This window comes from Domibacillus tundrae (genome assembly GCF_000970675.1).
Taxonomy (GTDB): Bacteria; Bacillota; Bacilli; order Bacillales; family Domibacillaceae; genus Domibacillus; species Domibacillus tundrae.
This window is the reverse complement of sequence record NZ_LAJA01000017.1, coordinates 1-17,790: the sequence shown is the minus strand read 5'-3', so window position 1 is coordinate 17,790 and position 17,790 is coordinate 1. Positions and strand designations below refer to the sequence as shown.

Sequence of the window (17,790 nt, the reverse complement as noted above, 5' to 3'; positions counted from 1 at the left end):
CCTTTTCCACCTGCGCTTCATGCGCACAAGCATTTTTCAGTTATTTAACACGACTTAGTATAAAATATGAAAAATATTCGTGCAATCGTTTTCACTAAAAATATTTATTTTCATGATTTAAGAAGAACAATTTTTATACTGATTCCCATTTTCAACTTTTTAAAACAATAAATATCCTTATATTCAAAAGTTTTTCAAATTCACTCTTGCCAAATGAAAGCGAGCTTATTAGAATGAAATTCACGCAAACGATTTCTTAAATATTTTGTAAGCCTTTAACTTTTAGCAAAAGGAGAATTGATGATGAAGAAATTCATCTCTTTTAATTTTTGGCAAAACTCAGGAAAGCGCTTTTAGTTGTTGTGGCTGTGATGCCTGCTGCCGGTATTATGATCTCTGTCGGGAAGCTCATCGCGATGATGGGTGGGACGGATGGAAACAAACAGGATTTGTGGATTGATTATATTTTTGTGAACAAACCCGTCCATGTGGAAGCGTCCGCTGTTATTTTTAATGATGTCAATAAAGCGGTTGTGCCCGATCATTTTGGTGTTGAAGTGACGATTAAATAAGAAAAAGACGGTCTCCCTTTGAAGAGATCGCCTTTTTCTTATTTCGACACTGCACCGGCTGCTGTAAGCCATGTCCGCGCCATAAGCATATTTCCGATCGAGGTCATATGTACGCCATCTGTCGTTAATTTATATTCACTGCCTTCTTTTAAATAACCAATAAATGCTTGATGAACCGGCACGAGTACAGCCCCATACTCTTCAGCGAGCTTCCGGACAATGTCTACATACGGCTTGAGCATTTGGTTTCCTTTTGACTGTGGGTCTTCTTCAATTATAGTCGGCTCCATCAGGATGAGCCGGATACCAGATGACTGGTCGAGCAGGGCGCGATACACCGTCTCAAATTTCCCGGGCAATATTTGATCAATGCCCTGCGAATCAAGCTGCCGCCACACATCATTAATGCCAATGGAAATGGATAAAACAGTCGGCTGTCCTTTTAAAACGTCCTGTTCCCACCGCTCAGCCAGGTCTGTTACGCGGTTGCCGCCGATCCCTTTATTGACGATGGCCGGCGCATTGGCAGGCGACTGGCAAATAAAATGGTCGCGAACAAGCCGAACATATCCATCGCCGATTTCTTCGGGCTCCGCCTGGCGTTCGCTGTCCGTGATACTGTCTCCAATAAATAAAATACGGTCTTCTTTTGTAAACAAGGTTAGTTTCCTCCTAATTGAACAGTTTTTTTGCTTTCAACCGACTTCATGATCGCGTCTGTTACTTCTTGTGTACGAAATGCATCTTCATAGCTCGATAAAATACGTGACGTATCGCCCGTTTGCACAGCGTGAAGGAAGGCTTCATTTTCACGCACATACGGATTCACTGAGTCTTTTTCTTTCACCTCCATAGATGACGTACATTTTGTTAGCCCAGCTTGATCAATCTTTGCGATACCGCCGCTATGAAAATAGTGAAGCCCGATCTCTAACACGCCATGTGGCAGCAGACATGTATTCGACAGCTGAACTAGAACACCGCTTTTCATTTTCAATATCGCGCTGCCGATGTCCGCCACGGTTACGTTTTTATGCAGATCTGCCATGATTCTGTTTGCTTCCACTGCGTGTACTTCCTCCACTTCACCAAGCGTGTATCGCACTAAATCAATTAAGTGTGTCGTCTGCTCAACAAACTGGCCGCCGGATGTATCACGGTTGCGCCACCATGGAACGAGCGGCATCGACCCCATCCAGCCTCCTGTCACCATACCGACTGTGCATGTTTCCAGTTCTTTTTTTAATGAGGCGACTGTGTCACGATAGCGGAAATGATAACCGACCGATGTGATCACATTCTTTTTTTGCAGAGACACGGTGATTTCGTTCGGCACCTTAAGATTAACAGCGAGCGGCTTTTCAACGAGAAACGGAATTCCCCTCTCAATAAGCTGCTGCTCCACATCGCCGTGAGCAAAAGGCGGGACACAGATGTAGACTGCGTCCAGTTTTTCCTGATCCAGCATCTGTGTGACATTGTCGTACCCGTTTGCATCACCATACTCTGCCGCAAAAGCCGCTGCTTTTTCTTGACTCGTTCCGCAAACTGCTTGAAACCTTACGTCTGTCATATCCGTAAAAATAGCTGCATGCATCCGGCTGAATCCACCCGTTCCAACCATCCCAATCTTCATTTATTCAGCTCCTTTACATTCAAAAAAACAGCCTGACGATTCGGATATACAATCCACCATTCTTCCGCTTCCCTGTTCCAAATAAGAACAGGATCTGGCACCATCGTAAATGGGATCACGGAAAAGGGGCGATTTCGGCATTATTGATTCACTCCTTTTAAAAGGAATCGGTGCAAACCGAATCCTCATTGAATACGTACGATTATCCAACCTGCAACGCTCGGCGCTGTGACATGTACAGCTTTGAATACGCCCCGTCTTTTTTCAGCAGTTCTTCATGCGTGCCCTGCTCCACAATTTGTCCGCCGTCAATAAAGAAAATCCGTGTGGCGTTTTGGATGGTGGACAGTCGATGAGCAATAATAAAGGATGTGCGGCCTGCCAGGAGCTGCTCCAGCCCTTTTTGAAGCGCAAGCTCTGTTTCCGTATCGATGCTTGACGTCGCTTCATCGAGAATCAATATTTTCGGATCGGCGAGAAGTGCCCGAGCAAATGAAATGAGCTGGCGCTGTCCAGATGAAAGGCGTGTTCCACGCTCATTCACTTCCGTTTCATAACCATCTTCCATTTCGCTAATAAACTCATGCGCCTGCACCGCTTTTGATGCCGCTACAACTTCTTCATCCGTCGCATCAAGCCGGCCATACCGAATATTGTCCATAATCGTACCGGAAAAAATAAACGGGTCCTGCAGCATCACGCCCATTTGGCTGCGCAGCGACGAAAGCGTCACTGTTTTAATATCAATCCCATCTACCTTCACACTGCCCCTATTCGTATCGTAAAACCGGCTGATCAAGCTGACAATCGTTGTTTTCCCTGAACCGGTCGCGCCAACCAGCGCAATGGTATCTCCCGGTGCTGCTGTAAAATTGACATGATCAAGAATATTTTTTTCACCCTCATAACCGAAAACGACGTCATCAAATTGAACCTGCCCGCGCACAGGCGGCAGCGTTCCGGCGTTTAGCGCGTTTTTAATCGCCGGTTCTTCATCAATCGTTTCAAAAATACGCTCCAAATACGCCATCGCATTAATAATCGCATTATAGAAGTTTCCGATATTTGCGAGCGGCTGCCAAAACATCCAAATGTATCCGATAAACGCTACAAGTTCCCCTGCTGTCACGCTGCCGTTCAGCCAGAAAATGCCGGTCACGTACACTAATGAAACGGTAATGACTGAAATATTTTCGATAACCGGCCAAAGCAAAAACTGGATTTTAATCCCTTTCATCCACGCAGACCGGTAACTGTCCGACACTTCATAAAAAATTCTTTCATTTTCTTCTTCACGTGCAAACGCCTGCGTTACTTTCATCCCGTTTAAACTTTCATGAATGTAGGCGTTCAGGTTGGACTGCTTGTTGCTGATTTGCTGCCACGCTTTGCGCTGAGCTCTTTTAATAAGAAAAATAAAACCAATTAAAAAAGGGAAGCCCGCCATCGCGGCAAAGGTCATCTTCACATCAATTGCCAGCATAAAACCGATAATAACCAGCACACTGAATAAATCGGTAATGACGTTAATAATCCCGTTTGACAGCAAGTCGCTCAGCGAGTTTACATAATTGACGACCCGTACTAAAATCTTTCCGTGCGGACGGCTGTCGTAATAGGAGAAAGGCAATGTCTGCAAATGGGAAAACAAATCTTTTCGCAGCTGCAAGATGACGCTTTGCCCGATTTGTGACATCATTCTGATCCGGTACTTTAAACAAATGCCGGTAACGGTAATCGCAGCTAAATAAAATCCGGCAAGCAGCGCAAGGCCTCCTGCGTCTCCGTTTGGGATTTTATCGTCGATAGCCACTTTAATTAAATAAGGTCCCGTCAACGCTGCCCCGCTCGCCAACAGCATAAGAAAAACAGTGAAAAAAATTTTGGTTTTAAATGGACGCAAATAGCCCATCATCCGTTTCAGCTGATTGAAGTCAAATGACGATTCCAGCTCTTCATCCACATCAAATTTATTGCGTACCATTTACATCACTTCCTTGCCGAATTGATGGCCGTCAAAGTCACCAAATTGATTTTTAAACACATTATAATAGCGTCCTTTCCGTTTCAATAAATCTTCATGCTTCCCTCGTTCCATAATCCGCCCGTGTTCGAGCACAAGAATGAGATCGGCTTCTTTCACGGAGGAAATACGATGCGCAATAATAAAGCAGGTTTTTTCTTGAAGAACAGATTTTAACGTTTTTTGAATGCGCATTTCCGTTTCCAGATCAACAGCGGATGTCGTATCATCCAAAATTAAAATTGGCGCATCCTTTAAAATCGCCCGCGCAAGCGAAATCCGCTGGCGCTGTCCGCCTGATAAGCCGACGCCCCGCTCGCCGATAATCGTGTCGTATCCTTCCGGCAGTTTGGAAATAAAACCGTGTGCTTCCGCTTTTTTCGCTGCGTCCTGCACTTGTTCAATCGTTGCATCCGGGACGCCGTAAGCGATGTTTCCTTCAATTGTATCGGAGAATAAAAAGATGTCCTGCATAACCATCGCTGTATGCTTCCGCAATGACCGGACGTCCCACTCTTTCACATCCACTCCTTCCACAACGACTCCCCCGCTGTCCGCATCATAAAATCGGCAAAGCAAGTTCACAATGGTCGATTTTCCAGCACCGGTCGGACCAACAATTGCCACCGTCTGTCCCTGCTTAACGCCAAACGTAATGTTTGAGAGCACCGGATCATCCTCATATTGAAATGTAACATCTTGAAATTGAACGGAGAATTCGTGTGGAACGAGCGCTTTCTTTTGATGATGATTTGTAATAGCCGGCTGCTTATTAAGCAAATCTTCAATCTTTTCAGCGGATGCAATAAAACGCTGGACATCATTAATCAGCCAGCCAGCCATCCGCATCGGATTGTTCAGCGCCCAAATAAGTGAATTAAAGACAACGAGTTCTCCAATTGTCAATGACTCTTGAATAACCATCAGTCCGCCGACTAAAATCATAACCACAAGCAACACACCTGCAAGTGAGTCAAGTACAGGCAAGTACTTTTCCCATACACGTGCCGACTGAATATTTTTTTCTTTAAAGGCATTATTTTCAGCAGAAAATTTGCCGATTTCGTATTCTTCTTTGGCAAAGGCTTTGACCACGCGGTTGCCGCTAATGTTTTCCTGCACAACCGAATTCAAGCGTGCAAATTGGGCCCGGATTTCTGAAAATGTCGGCCGCACTTCACTGCTCATCCGATAGGCAAAAAAACCAATAACAGGTGTCACAGCGATCATGGCTAACGTAAGTGGTGCATGAATCGTAAACATAAAAATAATAGCAAATAATAAAATCGCCGCATTTTCTACAATCATGTACGTTGTCCAGGCTGTAAAATGACGGACAGCTTCCATGTCACCGGTCATCCGCGCCATAATATCACCTGTTTTTGTCCGATCGTAAAACCGGAAATCCAGTTCATTCAGCCGTTCATAAAGCTGCTTCCGAATCGTAAAAATGACCTGCTGCGACACACGTTCAAACAAAATTTGAAAACTGTAGCGAATGACCGTTTTTATCATCGTAACCGCTATCATAAAGCTGATCAGCAACCAAAGCAGCGCCATGTTCCCACCATAAATAACATCATCGACAATTCGGCCGGAGAAGTATGGATTGAGCATATTTAATCCCGCGACAAGAAGTACAAGAAAAACCCCAATAAAGACGCCGGATTTGTAGTCCCGCATATACGTCCAAATCCATTTCAAACTATGCACGTTCTATTCCCTTCTTTCCATACATTTTCACATCATGGCATTTGTGATGTCAATCGATCTTTGATGAAAACAAGGACCCCTTTCCCGCACCGTTAAATTAAAATAAATACATTTTATTCCTTCTTCCACGTTGTATCCATCTTTTTCACTCAAAAAGAAAAAGAACTCTGTTTATTGAACAAATCCGCTTGAAAGTGAGAAAAAAGGGCATATGAATGCCCTTTTCTTTTTACTTTATTTCACTGCCACGCCCTGTTTTAACGAAACAATCTGCTTCGTTTCCTGTGATTCAAGCGCCGCCAAAATGACCTGTAATGATTTGTAGCCTTCTTCGCCGGTAATGAGCGGCTCTTTTTGTTCGAGAATACTTTCAATAAAATGGTCAATTACGTGCGTCGTCGTCTGGCCGCCTTCTTCATTTGTCTGGATTTTGCCAAGCTGGTGCTTGACCACTTCTCCTGTACGGTATTCCTCAATCAGCGAATACTCCGGATCGGCTTCCAGCTTCAGCGTGCCATTTTCACCGTAAATGATTGTGGAATTGTCACCGCTGCCCGCTGTGTACGCCCAGCTGGCTGCCAGCGTACCAATAATGCCGCTTTCCGTACGCAAAATACACACTGCATTGTCGTCCACATCCGTGTTTTGTTTTGCATTTGTTTCAATAAAAGCGCCCACTTCTGTAAATTCTCCAAGCAAATAACGCATTAAATCGGATTTATGAACACCAAGATCGCCCATTGCGCCGATAAAAGCCTGCTCTTTGTTAAAAAACCAGCTATCTGCTCCGTCTACACTCCACGCTTCCGGCCCCGGATGGCCGAATGTTGTTTTAAAGCTGTACACTTTGCCTAGCTTGCCGCTGTCCAAAATCTCTTTCGCTTTTTGATGCGATGCAACGAACCGCTGATTATGCGCAATCATTAATGTTTTGCCACTTGTGTTTGCCGCTTCAATCATCGCTTCCGCTTCTTCTTTTGATGTAGCCATCGGTTTTTCACAAAGCACATGCTTGCCTGCTCGGAGAGCCGCAATCGAAACCGGCGCATGCAAATAATTCGGCAGGCAGACGCTGACAACGTCGACGTCAGCCAGACTAATCACTTCTTTGTAATCAGTATAAGCTTTCGCCCCGTATTGGCTGGCCATTTCTTCTGCCCTTTCTTGGACAATATCACAAACAGCAACAATTTCTACCTGTTCATTTGCTGCATATTCCGGAATGTGGCGATACTTGGCAATACTTCCGCACCCAATAACTGCTGCTTTTAATTTGCTCATTTTTCCATTCTCCTTTTCGTGGATATGTAGTCGAAAGATCTCCATTTGAGAGCGTTTTTTTGGAATCGCTATCATTTATTCATTCCTATTTTCTTTCGCCTAATGAATTTGACTACATCATATAACAAGCATGTTAAAATAAACATAAATGATATAATGAAAACATGTACGATTTGGCTATTAAGTGTAAAAGATGGTGATCAAATGAACTCAAATATTTACGTGTGTGGATATGCGTATCATACACAGCGTTTGTATACCCAGCATAAGCCCGGCTTCTCGGAGTATGTGTTCCGCTTGCAGACGGAAGGTGCCTGCGAGGCAAAGGTGAATGGGCGGATGTACGAGATAAAGCAGGGTGATCTGCTCATGGTCCACCCCGAAGATCATTACGAACTATTTATTAAAGAAAACCATGATAGTGGCGATTATTATCTTATTTGTGACGGCAGCTGGCTCGCCCAATGGTGGGCACGTTCTCAAAAGCCGGTCTTGTCTCATATCGGTGTCGATGAAAACTTAATTTCGCTCTGGCGAAGCATTGTTATAGAAGAACGTCGTCCCGCTTCGAGCAAAAACAAGGAACTCTCCCACGCTCTTCTTCAATCTTTATGCCTTTATATTGAGCGGGCCGCCAACGAAACGAGCATCGATTTAACGCGTCCATACGTGGTCACACGGATGATGCGCTACATTGAAGAGCATGCGCTGAGTACATTTAAAGTAGAGGACGCCGCCCGTCATGCCGGCTTGAGTGTTTCGCGTTCGATTCATCTTTTTAAAAGCAGCACCGGCAAAACAATGCTTGAATACGCGCATGAAATACGGCTTTCTTCTGCTATTGACCGGATGACCTACACGACGATGACCCTTGAACATATCGCCGAAGAATGCGGATTCGGTTCATATCCTTATTTTCATAAAGTATTTAAAAAGAAATACGGCACTGCTCCTGGCGCGTACCGGCGGACCGGTTCTTAAAAACAAAAAAGCTGCTTTAGGATTGAACAGGCCTGAGCAGCTTTTCAGCTATTTTATACCATTAATTTTTCTTCCGTAAGAGTCAGTAAAAACTCTTTCGTAACAAGCAGCACATCTTCCGAGTCATTGTAAATGACCGTATTTTTCGGTACATGAACATTTTCCATGACAATTGCTTTTTCAATATAAGAACGGGTTCCAACTTTTGCGTTCGGCATGATTACGGAATCTTTAATAAAAGCGTTTTTTGCTACTTTTACGCCTTCTGATAAAATGGAATGCTGAATTTCCCCATCCACGATACACCCTTCACTGATAATTGAACATTGTACAATGGCGTTTTGGCCCATCACTGGTGGCGGGAAATTTTCGTTTACTGAACAAATGCGCCAGTCTTTATCGTACAAGTCCAATTGATGATCATTTTCCAACAAATCCATATTCGCTTCCCATAAGCTTTTGACCGTTCCGACATCCTTCCAGTAGCCTTTAAACGGATACGCAGCCAGTTTTTGCTGATCCGCAAGCATCGCTGGTATGACATCATTTCCGAAATCATTTGAAGAATCTGGATTGTCCGCATCCTGCTCTAAATATTTTTTCAAAACGGACCACTTAAAGATGTAAATACCCATGGAGGCAAGGTTGCTTTCCGGATCATCCGGCTTTTCGTCAAACCGCGTGATATTATTCAATTCATCGGTATTCATAATACCGAACCGGCTCGCTTCATCCCACGGAACTTCAATAACGGAAATGGTCGCGTCGGCTTCTTTTTCAATATGATATTGAAGCATTAAGTTGTAATCCATTTTGTAAATGTGGTCGCCTGACAAGATCAAGACGTTTGCAGGCTCATACTGCTTTAGATAATGGAGGTTTTGATAGATGGCACTGGCCGTTCCGGTATACCAATTGACATCTGAAGCGCTTGCATATGGTGGGAGAATAGTGACGCCGCCTTTGCTGCGATCGAGATCCCACGCGCTTCCGTTTCCGATATATGTATTTAAAACGAGCGGCTGGTATTGCGTTAACACACCAACCGTATGTATGCCAGAATTGGCACAATTGGAAAGAGGAAAATCAACAATGCGGTATTTTCCGCCAAACGGCACCACTGGTTTCGCCACATTTTCTGTTAATTCTTTTAACCTGCTTCCTTTGCCGCCCGCTAAGAGCATTGCTACGCATTGTTGTTTTGCCATTTTCTATTCTCCTTTTCCTTTTACTGATCAATATCAAATGCTTTTCTTGTTATTGAATGACTTCGTATATTCTTGCTTCCTGTGGGCGAAGTACAACAGTTTCACCTTCACTATGATTTAGTATGATCACCCATATTGTGCCCTCATATGTCCGTGTGTACACATATAATGACTCTTTTCCTTCTGAAAGGTCTTTGTCATTTCCGTACACCATGACAGAATTTAGACGAAAAAATATTACATGCTCTCATTTGGGTTAAAAAACCACTTTTTATATAAAATAAAAAAGCCCTTTATTAAGGACTTCTCTTTGTAACCCTTAAATAGATGATAGGGCTGAATCAGTATCAACTTTATAGTGAGAATTAGACACTTTGTTTGAGATTCGGAAAAATTCGCGAATGATCTCTTCATCGGAATGAGGAATATAATGCCCTTTTACAATTTGGCATCCGTTAATACAGCCGCTAGTCAGCAGCACAATATCATTCGAGCCGCTTTCTTCCAGTGCTTTTATAACCCCTTCTTTTCTCGTTTCCGCCGTCATAATCAACTCTTTCGGTTCATTAAATCCGCTTAATACATGACGGATAACGTCATTCGGGTCATGATAACCAGGATGATCAACGGTAACAACGAGCGCATCCGCTTTTCCTTCCGCAGCCCGTGCCATTTTTGGCATTTTGCCGAAATGACGGATGCCAATGCCCGCGATCATCGCAATAAGTCGATTGTGCGGAATATGCCGCACTTCGGTTAAAATCTGATCGAGCGCGACGGGCGTATGGGCGTAATCAATGACAATTTTCCGGTTATCCGGAGCATGAATAACTTGAAACCGCCCTTCCGCCTGCTTCATATTCGGCAGCACAGAAACAATCTCTTCCATATCGATGCCGAGTGATAAAGCCGATGCAATAGCGGCTGTCACGTTCCCGGCATTGTATTCTCCGTAAAGCGGAACAGATACTGTATATTTTTTCCCTCCATAATAAATTGTAAACAGCATGCCCTGCTCATAATGATGACAGTCTGTCCAGGTTAAATCCGCATCTGACGTGAAATTTCGGCTATAGGTTATCACCCTTTGAGAAGCCGACTTCAATATATCTTCCGCCATGCCCGCATCGTCTAAGTTAACGATACTAACGGCTGCCTGCTGAAACAAAAGCAGCTTAGATTGCTTATAATGTTCCATCGTTTTATGATACTCTAAATGCTCCTCGGAAAAATTTGTATGAATCGCGATATCAAATTGAATGCCCGCCACCCGCTTTTGATCTAGTGCAATCGAAGACACTTCCATTGCAGCCGCTTCATGATGGGTACGGTGCAGTTCATGAAAAATGTGATGGATATCCGCAGACATCGGTGTGGTCGGCGTGCTTTTGTCAAAGTCCATTTTCTCATTCGCTTTCCAGATGCCTGTCGTCCCAAGCATGCCACACGGAATATGCAGCAGGTTAAACAAGTTTTGCACATACGTCGCGACTGTTGTTTTTCCGTTTGTACCGGTGACACCAACTTTGATCAAGCGATCCTGTGCATTTCCATAGAAATAATTAGCCACACGTGCCATTGCTTCTCTAGAATCCTCTACTAGCACAAACGTTACAGATGGAAAGTGTCCATAAAATGACCGAAGAACATCTTCATCGGTACCGACGATTGCGGCTGCACCTGATTCAATCGCTTGCTCTATATACGCGTGGCCATCTGTGTTTTCACCTATAATGGCAAAAAAAGCGAATTGCGGCTTTACCATTTGGGAATTGTATGTAACACCTGAAACCATTGGGCTGGCTGGACCAAAGAGACTGATCGGTGAAACAGCTGGAATTTGATCAAATGGAATGCGCATGGATCGTTCCTCTCTTCGTTCGTTGTTTTTATTCTTACTTTTCCATCCCTGCTTTTTCTACTCCTTTTGTGAAGTCTTTGTGTGTTTTTTCGATCTTTTTTGACACATTTGTGATCTAAAGACCGTTTTCATCCGTTTGCTTTTTAACAATGGTATAGTGTGTATGAAAGATTTAAAAACAGAGGTGAACATAATTGAAAAAGTCATTTGTATTTCTTTTTAGCTTATTATTTCTTTTTTCGCCCTCAGTATCCGCCCATACTGGTCTGGAAAGTTCTTCTCCAGCAGACGGTGAGACGATAACAGAGCCCGTACAGAATATTTCATTAACATTTGAAACGGTAATCGAAAGCGGAAGCAGCTTCACACTAAACAGTGAATCCGCGGAGGTGCCCCTTGAAAGTGTGACTGTGGCCGATAATGTGGTGAAAGGTTCAACAGCAGAGCCCCTCCAAAACGGAACATATACAGTCGACTGGCGCATCGTTGGCGAGGATGGGCATTTAATTGAAGGAACGTATGGTTTTACCGTTTCAGCAAAGCAGGAAGTTGAACCTGCAACAGAAGAAGCTGACACAGTAGAAGAGAATTCAGAAACAGCCAAAGAAGCACCAGCTGATGTACAACAGGAAGAAACAATATCGCCTGCTGGCACAATGCCGATCGTGCTTGGCGTTATTATTGCCGCTGCACTGATTGCAGCATTTGTATTAATGAGAAAAGGGAAAAAATAATGGCTGTCCTTTATGTTACTGAAACCCTTTTATACAGCTGTTTTTCCTTTTTAATGGGCGCTTTTATTCTACAGCTGATTCCTTCACATAAAAAGCCATCGATCCTGATCCGGGAGCGATGGCTTTATGTGGCTATAGCAGGTATTGCCGTGTTTGCTTTTACGCCGGTTGCGGTACTCATTATGGAGCTTTCAAAAGGAACCGATCTTGCCTCCATTACACAGTTGGTCATTTTCAGCTTCACAATCGGAAAAGCGTGGGCGTTTACATTCGCTGTTGCTGTCTTCTTCGCGCTATATCTTTTTACTTTTCCTGTTTTAGCGGACAAACGATTCGTAATTGGCGCACTCATCTTTACAATTGTGCTTATTTTCTCGATAAGCTGGTCAAGTCATGCCGCTTCTTTAACAGAATGGACCGGTTTTCTTTATCACTCTGTCCATTTTACCGCCGTTTCCATCTGGATTGGCATTTTGATTGCAGCGGGCTGGTTCGCCAAAGATCATTCCAACTGGCTGTCGTTTTTAAAATGGTTTTCTCCTGTTGCTGTGATTTGTTTCAGTTTTACGATTATTTCCGGCTTCTTTATGATGGCGGTGATTATGGATGTCCGTGATTATATCAGCTCATGGTCATTAAACTATGGTCAGTCCCTGCTCATTAAGCATTTGCTTTTACTACCGATATTGTTGTTTGCTTTCATCAACAGCTTTTCGATCAAAAAAAGACTTCAAAAACAAAAAGAGTTTGATCCAAGACCCTGGATGAAAGCAGAAAGCATTGTGCTCCTTTTTATTTTTGTGACTACCGCTTTTCTTGGGCAGCAAGAACCGCCACATGCTTCAAGTGGCAGCGATTACTCTCCCCTGTTTGCTTATTTTTATAATGGCAATATACCTATGCCCACTCAATTTGGATGGTCATCGATGAGCTTGCTGTTTAGTATCACTGCTGTTCTTTTTTTTGCTCTTTGTCTTTGGTCTTATACAAAAAAAGCTGTTGGCATTACCTTTATTTTAAGCATGCTGCTTGTTTTTTCTGTGTATATGGCCCTTATAACCGGATTACATTAAAACAGGATTTCTGTCTATGACGGAAATCCTGTTAGATTTTCTCACAATGTTTTTTCGCTTATTAAAACCATTTAAGGAACATTCACTTTAAGTCGAATAACTGTTTATTTCTTCTTTACATCCTTATAATAAAAGTAAAGAAAACGCTATCTTATATTCATCTGAATACATCCCCCATATTTTTTTTGTGATTTTTAACAAATGAAGTTTCTGTTTTTTAACATTCAAAACGATGTCATTTCTTCATTTTTCTCCTACAATAAAATAAAATCAATAAATACGAGAGGATGATCGAGATGTTAATTGGGGTTCCAGCTGAGATTAAAAACAATGAAAACCGTGTAGCAATTACACCGTCGGGGGTTGCAACGCTCGTAAACGCAGGACATGACATAATGATTGAAAAAGGAGCAGGACTTGGAAGCGGCTTCACAGATGCGGAGTATGCACAGTACGGGGCAGAAGTGATCGAATCGGCGAAAGAGGTTTGGAACCGGTCGGACATGGTGATGAAGGTAAAAGAACCACTGGCTTCTGAATATCAATATTTCCGTAAGGATCTTCTTCTTTTCACTTACTTACACCTTGCTGCTGAGCCGGCATTGACAAAAGCACTTGTCGACAGTGGCGTGACAGGCATCGCTTATGAAACTGTTACGGTCAATGGCACACTTCCGCTCCTCTCTCCAATGAGTGAAGTTGCAGGCCGTATGTCGACACAAATCGGCGCTCAATTTTTAGAGAAAAATAACGGCGGAAAAGGTGTGCTTCTTGGCGGCGTTCCCGGTGTGAAAAGAAGCCGCGTAACGGTCATCGGCGGTGGCATAGTCGGCACAAACGCTGCGCGTATTGCCGTTGGCCTCGGAGCAGACGTTACGATCATCGACCTTAGCGCCGATCGCCTTCGCCAGCTTGAAGAAATTTTTGGTGCAAGCGTTCAAACCCTCATGTCAAGCCCGTTAAACATTGCTGAATCCGTCAAAGAATCTGATCTCGTCATTGGCGCAGTTTTAATTCCAGGCGCTAAAGCACCAAAACTCGTCACCGAAGAAATGGTTAAATCCATGTCTCCAGGTTCGGTTATTGTCGACGTAGCCATCGACCAAGGTGGTATTTTTGAAACCGTTGACCGGATTACTACACACACAGACCCAACGTATGAAAAACATGGAGTTGTTCATTATGCGGTTGCGAACATGCCAGGCGCCGTTCCGCGTACGTCTACGATTGCGTTAACAAATGTGACGATTCCTTACGCTCTGCAGATCGCGAATAAAGGATTTGAACAAGCGATCAAGCAAAACTCAGCTCTTGAGCATGGTATTAACACGTTTGGCGGCTACGTTACATTTGAAGCGGTTGCGAAAGAATTAGGCTATGAAGGAAAAAATGTGAAAGAATTGCTTGATTCTTTAACCGTTTAATTAGAGAAGGCTGTTTCCGTAAATAGAAGCAGCCTTCTTTTATCATAATAATGGACGAGATTTGCCGTGTACTCAATACGCCGCCTATGTTCCTCTCCACGTAATCCATATAGAGACGCAAAGAAAATAAGATTTTCTTCTCCAGTCAGTTCCATATATAAAGAGTCCGACTGTGCCATATAGACAATACGCTGCAACAGCTTCAAGTCCGGCACTTTTTTTATCCAAGACAACAATCGATTCCGATCCCGGCTTTTCCATCCCAACGATTATTTTAACAAGCGTGGTTTTCCTTGCATCTGAAGGGCCGATTAACCCATAAATTTGTCTTTTTTTACTGGTTAAGCTAACCTCGTTTAAAACTGGATTTTTCCCGTAGCTTTGACTTGATTCACTTGAATCCCCGTGTCATGAATTCCTTTCATTTTATCGTATATGCAAATTTCCAAGGACAAAATTCCGAGAAAAAAAGCAGCTTCTATCTCGTTTTACAACGAAATAGAAGCTGCTTTTGATTATACCGGCGGCCGGGGTCGAACCGGCACTCCCGTGAAGGAACTGGATTTTGAGTCCAGCGCGTCTGCCAATTCCGCCACGCCGGCTTGCCTTTAGAGCAGAAGAACCTTAATATGCGAATATGCGCTTTCCATTTTAAAAAATGGAAAGTGCGGGTGAAGGGACTTGAACCCCCACGCCTTGCGGCGCCAGATCCTAAGTCTGGTGCGTCTGCCAATTCCGCCACACCCGCAGAAAAATATAAAATGGCTGGGCTAGCTGGATTCGAACCAGCGCGTGACGGAGTCAAAGTCCGTTGCCTTACCGCTTGGCTATAGCCCACAATATGTAAAAATAAAAATGGGGCGATCGAGGGGAATTGAACCCCCGAATGTCGGAGTCACAATCCGATGCGTTAACCCCTTCGCCACGACCGCCATTACAATATACTGTTTTTAATTGGCAGGGGCAGTAGGAATCGAACCCACACTGGAGGTTTTGGAGACCTCAGTTCTACCTTTAAACTATGCCCCTATTAAAAATGGTGGAGGGGGGCAGATTCGAACTGCCGAACCCGAAGGAGCGGATTTACAGTCCGCCGCGTTTAGCCACTTCGCTACCCCTCCATGAGAAGAAAAAAATCAAATAAAAAATGGGCCTGAATGGACTCGAACCATCGACCTCACGCTTATCAGGCGTGCGCTCTAACCAGCTGAGCTACAGGCCCATTATATAATAATGGAGCGGGTGATGGGAATCGAACCCACGACATCAGCTTGGAAGGCTGAGGTTTTACCATTAAACTACACCCGCATGGTGGTTAAAATGGTGGCTCAGGACGGAATCGAACCGCCGACACAAGGATTTTCAGTCCTTTGCTCTACCGACTGAGCTACTGAGCCAAAATAAAAATGGCGGTCCGGACGGGACTCGAACCCGCGACCTCCTGCGTGACAGGCAGGCATTCTAACCAACTGAACTACCGGACCAAATAATTGCGGGGGCAGGATTTGAACCTGCGACCTTCGGGTTATGAGCCCGACGAGCTACCGGGCTGCTCCACCCCGCGACAATAAAAATGAAAATGGAGGAGGAAAGGGGATTCGAACCCCTGCGCGGTTTAACCCGCCTGTCGGTTTTCAAGACCGATCCCTTCAGCCGGACTTGGGTATTCCTCCAACAACATACTATAAAATTGGTGGAGCCTAGCGGGATCGAACCGCTGACCTCCTGCGTGCAAAGCAGGCGCTCTCCCAGCTGAGCTAAGGCCCCATTTAAAACGATCGGGAAGACAGGATTCGAACCTGCGACCCCTTGGTCCCAAACCAAGTGCTCTACCAAGCTGAGCTACTTCCCGTCTTAAAAAACGATGAACGGCGAATATCTGCGTCAATTTCATTCCTTCTCTATCCTTACGTATCTTAGCACGCTTCGGCGATCAGTCATTCATTTTCTTGATCTTCTTTGTTCCTCCCTTTTTAAAAAGGAACCGTTCACATCATATGTATGGTGCGCCCGAGAGGACTCGAACCTCTAACCGCTTGATTCGTAGTCAAGTACTCTATCCAATTGAGCTACGGGCGCAGTTATTCATTTGTAAAAATGGTGCCGAGAACCGGAATCGAACCGGTACGGTAGTCACCTACCGCAGGATTTTAAGTCCTGTGCGTCTGCCAGTTCCGCCACCCCGGCACGGGATCAAAATTGGAGCGGAAGACGGGATTCGAACCCGCGACCCCCACCTTGGCAAGGTGATGTTCTACCACTGAACTACTTCCGCACTTGAACAGGATGTTCTGGATTCTCTGTTGCACACAGGACGTGTGCATTATTAGGAGAATTTCCTGCTCATAGCTGCAACGCCTAGAAACTCGGTCATAAGCTGCCGTTTTCTGGACGGGCGTTTCCGCCTTTTCAACGATGCGGGTGAAGGGACTTGAACCCCCACGCCTTGCGGCGCCAGATCCTAAGTCTGGTGCGTCTGCCAATTCCGCCACACCCGCGCAATATAAAATGGTGAGCCATGAAGGATTCGAACCTTCGACCCTCTGATTAAAAGTCAGATGCTCTACCAACTGAGCTAATGGCTCGGATCTGTGGTGCCGGCAAGAGGACTTGAACCCCCAACCTACTGATTACAAGTCAGTTGCTCTACCAGTTGAGCTACACCGGCACACGAAAAGAAATGGTGGAGGATGACGGGATCGAACCGCCGACCCTCTGCTTGTAAGGCAGATGCTCTCCCAGCTGAGCTAATCCTCCAGAATGGTGACCCCTACGGGATTCGAACCCGTGTTACCGCCGTGAAAGGGCGGTGTCTTAACCGCTTGACCAAGGGGCCGCTTTATAATTTAAAATTGGCTCCGCAGGCAAGACTCGAACTTGCGACCGATCGGTTAACAGCCGATTGCTCTACCACTGAGCTACTGCGGAATAATTTGATTAATCAACGACAACTATGAAATAATATCATTTTTTGAATTATTAATCAATAATTCATGTAAAAAAGAATATTGTTTTTATGTATAGTATTCATAAAAAAAAACAGCATGTGCTATTCATTTTTCGCCAGGCGGCGTCCTGCTCTCACAGGGGGAAACCCCCAACTACCATCGGCGCTGAAGAGCTTAACTGCCGTGTTCGGGATGGGAACGGGTGTGACCTCTTCGCTGTAGCCACCTGACTATGAAGTTCGAAAGAAGTGTTCTTTCAAAACTGGATAGAAGCGTTCATTGTATGGGCATAAAAAACCGGTTTTCTTACGTTGTCCAGCTTCAGGCAGCCAGATA

Annotated in this window: 13 protein-coding genes, 23 tRNA genes and 1 rRNA gene; 5 read left to right on the top strand and 32 right to left on the bottom strand. The window is 44.4% G+C overall.

Annotated features, from left to right (window positions below):
- The first annotated feature begins 329 nt into the window (after nucleotides 1-329).
- On the top strand, nucleotides 330-572 hold the full coding sequence (locus VQ00_RS18880; protein WP_046180731.1) for an exonuclease/endonuclease/phosphatase family protein: 243 nt from the start codon (nucleotides 330-332) through the stop codon (nucleotides 570-572).
- A gap of 38 nt (nucleotides 573-610) precedes the next feature.
- Here the strand turns inward: VQ00_RS18880 and VQ00_RS13915 are convergent, their stop codons facing one another.
- The 5 genes from VQ00_RS13915 to VQ00_RS13895 form a co-directional block, all read right to left on the bottom strand.
- Nucleotides 611-1,231: an SGNH/GDSL hydrolase family protein gene (locus tag VQ00_RS13915; protein WP_046180730.1), complete on the bottom strand. Its 621-nt coding sequence runs from the start codon at nucleotides 1,229-1,231 to the stop codon at nucleotides 611-613.
- A 2-nt stretch (nucleotides 1,232-1,233) separates the two neighbouring features.
- Nucleotides 1,234-2,208, bottom strand: coding sequence for a Gfo/Idh/MocA family protein (locus VQ00_RS13910; RefSeq protein ID WP_046180729.1), 975 nt, complete (start codon nucleotides 2,206-2,208; stop codon nucleotides 1,234-1,236).
- Between the two features lie 202 nt (nucleotides 2,209-2,410).
- Complete coding sequence (locus VQ00_RS13905) at nucleotides 2,411-4,192, bottom strand: ABC transporter ATP-binding protein (protein ID WP_046180728.1); 1,782 nt, start codon at nucleotides 4,190-4,192, stop codon at nucleotides 2,411-2,413.
- The gene (locus tag VQ00_RS13900; protein WP_046180727.1) at nucleotides 4,193-5,944 is read right to left on the bottom strand and encodes an ABC transporter ATP-binding protein; all 1,752 of its coding nucleotides are present in this window, start codon (nucleotides 5,942-5,944) and stop codon (nucleotides 4,193-4,195) included.
- Between the two features lie 234 nt (nucleotides 5,945-6,178).
- Nucleotides 6,179-7,225 (bottom strand): Gfo/Idh/MocA family protein, encoded by a 1,047-nt coding sequence (locus VQ00_RS13895; protein WP_046180726.1) that lies wholly within the window; start codon nucleotides 7,223-7,225, stop codon nucleotides 6,179-6,181.
- Nucleotides 7,226-7,429: 204 nt separating this feature from the next.
- Between VQ00_RS13895 and VQ00_RS13890 the strand changes: the two genes are divergently transcribed.
- Nucleotides 7,430-8,206 carry a helix-turn-helix domain-containing protein gene (locus tag VQ00_RS13890; RefSeq protein ID WP_046180725.1) on the top strand — a complete coding sequence of 259 codons (777 nt, stop codon included), beginning with the start codon at nucleotides 7,430-7,432 and terminating at the stop codon, nucleotides 8,204-8,206.
- Between the two features lie 53 nt (nucleotides 8,207-8,259).
- On the opposite strand, the gene VQ00_RS13885 is transcribed toward VQ00_RS13890, so the two are convergent.
- Together VQ00_RS13885 and VQ00_RS13880 are read right to left on the bottom strand one after the other, a co-directional pair.
- On the bottom strand, nucleotides 8,260-9,414 hold the full coding sequence (locus VQ00_RS13885; RefSeq protein ID WP_046180724.1) for a glucose-1-phosphate adenylyltransferase: 1,155 nt from the start codon (nucleotides 9,412-9,414) through the stop codon (nucleotides 8,260-8,262).
- A 319-nt stretch (nucleotides 9,415-9,733) separates the two neighbouring features.
- Nucleotides 9,734-11,275, bottom strand: a complete 1,542-nt coding sequence (locus VQ00_RS13880; RefSeq protein WP_046180723.1) for a UDP-N-acetylmuramoyl-L-alanyl-D-glutamate--2,6-diaminopimelate ligase — start codon at nucleotides 11,273-11,275, stop codon at nucleotides 9,734-9,736.
- Between the two features lie 194 nt (nucleotides 11,276-11,469).
- On the opposite strand from VQ00_RS13880, the gene VQ00_RS13875 reads away from it, so the two are divergent.
- The 3 genes from VQ00_RS13875 (at nucleotide 11,470) to ald (ending at nucleotide 14,506) form a co-directional block, all read left to right on the top strand.
- A complete protein-coding gene (locus VQ00_RS13875; RefSeq protein ID WP_046180722.1) occupies nucleotides 11,470-12,009 on the top strand; it encodes a copper resistance CopC family protein in 540 nt (179 codons plus the stop codon).
- Nucleotides 12,009-13,082 (top strand): copper resistance D family protein, encoded by a 1,074-nt coding sequence (locus VQ00_RS13870; protein ID WP_046180721.1) that lies wholly within the window; start codon nucleotides 12,009-12,011, stop codon nucleotides 13,080-13,082. The genes VQ00_RS13875 and VQ00_RS13870 overlap by 1 nt, the downstream gene beginning before the upstream one ends.
- 296 nt (nucleotides 13,083-13,378) lie before the next feature.
- Nucleotides 13,379-14,506 carry an alanine dehydrogenase gene (ald, locus tag VQ00_RS13865; protein WP_046180720.1) on the top strand — a complete coding sequence of 376 codons (1,128 nt, stop codon included), beginning with the start codon at nucleotides 13,379-13,381 and terminating at the stop codon, nucleotides 14,504-14,506.
- On the opposite strand, the gene VQ00_RS18195 is transcribed toward ald, so the two are convergent.
- The 25 genes from VQ00_RS18195 to rrf all read right to left on the bottom strand — a co-directional run bounded on the left by VQ00_RS18195 (nucleotide 14,503) and on the right by rrf (nucleotide 17,684).
- Nucleotides 14,503-14,742, bottom strand: a complete 240-nt coding sequence (locus VQ00_RS18195) for an ATP-binding cassette domain-containing protein (protein ID WP_245618116.1) — start codon at nucleotides 14,740-14,742, stop codon at nucleotides 14,503-14,505. The genes ald and VQ00_RS18195 overlap by 4 nt on opposite strands.
- Nucleotides 14,743-15,024: 282 nt before the next feature.
- Nucleotides 15,025-15,108 (bottom strand) — tRNA-Leu (locus VQ00_RS13860).
- Nucleotides 15,109-15,172: 64 nt separating this feature from the next.
- A tRNA-Leu gene (locus tag VQ00_RS13855) sits at nucleotides 15,173-15,254 on the bottom strand.
- A gap of 14 nt (nucleotides 15,255-15,268) precedes the next feature.
- A tRNA-Gln gene (locus VQ00_RS13850) sits at nucleotides 15,269-15,343 on the bottom strand.
- Nucleotides 15,344-15,362: 19 nt separating this feature from the next.
- A tRNA-His gene (locus VQ00_RS13845) sits at nucleotides 15,363-15,438 on the bottom strand.
- Between the two features lie 23 nt (nucleotides 15,439-15,461).
- A tRNA-Trp gene (locus VQ00_RS13840) sits at nucleotides 15,462-15,535 on the bottom strand.
- A gap of 8 nt (nucleotides 15,536-15,543) precedes the next feature.
- Nucleotides 15,544-15,627: transfer RNA gene (locus VQ00_RS13835), tRNA-Tyr, on the bottom strand.
- A gap of 27 nt (nucleotides 15,628-15,654) precedes the next feature.
- Nucleotides 15,655-15,728: transfer RNA gene (locus tag VQ00_RS13830), tRNA-Ile, on the bottom strand.
- Nucleotides 15,729-15,740: 12 nt separating this feature from the next.
- Nucleotides 15,741-15,814 (bottom strand) — tRNA-Gly (locus tag VQ00_RS13825).
- Nucleotides 15,815-15,827: 13 nt separating this feature from the next.
- Nucleotides 15,828-15,903, bottom strand: a tRNA-Phe gene (locus VQ00_RS13820).
- A 10-nt stretch (nucleotides 15,904-15,913) separates the two neighbouring features.
- Nucleotides 15,914-15,990, bottom strand: a tRNA-Asp gene (locus tag VQ00_RS13815).
- A gap of 6 nt (nucleotides 15,991-15,996) precedes the next feature.
- Nucleotides 15,997-16,070, bottom strand: a tRNA-Met gene (locus VQ00_RS13810).
- Nucleotides 16,071-16,086: 16 nt separating this feature from the next.
- Nucleotides 16,087-16,179: transfer RNA gene (locus tag VQ00_RS13805), tRNA-Ser, on the bottom strand.
- A gap of 18 nt (nucleotides 16,180-16,197) precedes the next feature.
- Nucleotides 16,198-16,273 (bottom strand) — tRNA-Ala (locus tag VQ00_RS13800).
- 11 nt (nucleotides 16,274-16,284) lie between these two features.
- Nucleotides 16,285-16,358: transfer RNA gene (locus VQ00_RS13795), tRNA-Pro, on the bottom strand.
- 150 nt (nucleotides 16,359-16,508) lie between these two features.
- Nucleotides 16,509-16,585 (bottom strand) — tRNA-Arg (locus VQ00_RS13790).
- A gap of 19 nt (nucleotides 16,586-16,604) precedes the next feature.
- Nucleotides 16,605-16,693, bottom strand: a tRNA-Leu gene (locus tag VQ00_RS13785).
- Nucleotides 16,694-16,706: 13 nt separating this feature from the next.
- Nucleotides 16,707-16,781 (bottom strand) — tRNA-Gly (locus VQ00_RS13780).
- A 141-nt stretch (nucleotides 16,782-16,922) separates the two neighbouring features.
- A tRNA-Leu gene (locus VQ00_RS13775) sits at nucleotides 16,923-17,004 on the bottom strand.
- Between the two features lie 11 nt (nucleotides 17,005-17,015).
- Nucleotides 17,016-17,091 (bottom strand) — tRNA-Lys (locus VQ00_RS13770).
- Nucleotides 17,092-17,098: 7 nt separating this feature from the next.
- Nucleotides 17,099-17,174 (bottom strand) — tRNA-Thr (locus VQ00_RS13765).
- A gap of 13 nt (nucleotides 17,175-17,187) precedes the next feature.
- Nucleotides 17,188-17,263, bottom strand: a tRNA-Val gene (locus VQ00_RS13760).
- A gap of 4 nt (nucleotides 17,264-17,267) precedes the next feature.
- Nucleotides 17,268-17,342, bottom strand: a tRNA-Glu gene (locus VQ00_RS13755).
- 17 nt (nucleotides 17,343-17,359) lie between these two features.
- Nucleotides 17,360-17,434, bottom strand: a tRNA-Asn gene (locus VQ00_RS13750).
- 134 nt (nucleotides 17,435-17,568) lie between these two features.
- A 5S ribosomal RNA gene (gene rrf / locus VQ00_RS13745) occupies nucleotides 17,569-17,684 on the bottom strand.
- Nucleotides 17,685-17,790: the final 106 nt, after the last annotated feature.

What these genes read in the sequence shown, in the direction of transcription:
- VQ00_RS13910 (WP_046180729.1), bottom strand. Translation starts at nt 2,208, where the DNA reads ATGAAGATTGGGATGGTTGGAACGGGTGGATTCAGCCGGATGCATGCA.
- VQ00_RS13905 (WP_046180728.1), bottom strand. Translation starts at nt 4,192, where the DNA reads ATGGTACGCAATAAATTTGATGTGGATGAAGAGCTGGAATCGTCATTT.
- VQ00_RS13895 (WP_046180726.1), bottom strand. Translation starts at nt 7,225, where the DNA reads ATGAGCAAATTAAAAGCAGCAGTTATTGGGTGCGGAAGTATTGCCAAG.
- VQ00_RS13890 (WP_046180725.1), top strand. Translation starts at nt 7,430, where the DNA reads ATGAACTCAAATATTTACGTGTGTGGATATGCGTATCATACACAGCGT.
- VQ00_RS13885 (WP_046180724.1), bottom strand. Translation starts at nt 9,414, where the DNA reads ATGGCAAAACAACAATGCGTAGCAATGCTCTTAGCGGGCGGCAAAGGA.
- VQ00_RS13880 (WP_046180723.1), bottom strand. Translation starts at nt 11,275, where the DNA reads ATGCGCATTCCATTTGATCAAATTCCAGCTGTTTCACCGATCAGTCTC.
- VQ00_RS13870 (WP_046180721.1), top strand. Translation starts at nt 12,009, where the DNA reads ATGGCTGTCCTTTATGTTACTGAAACCCTTTTATACAGCTGTTTTTCC.
- ald (WP_046180720.1), top strand. Translation starts at nt 13,379, where the DNA reads ATGTTAATTGGGGTTCCAGCTGAGATTAAAAACAATGAAAACCGTGTA.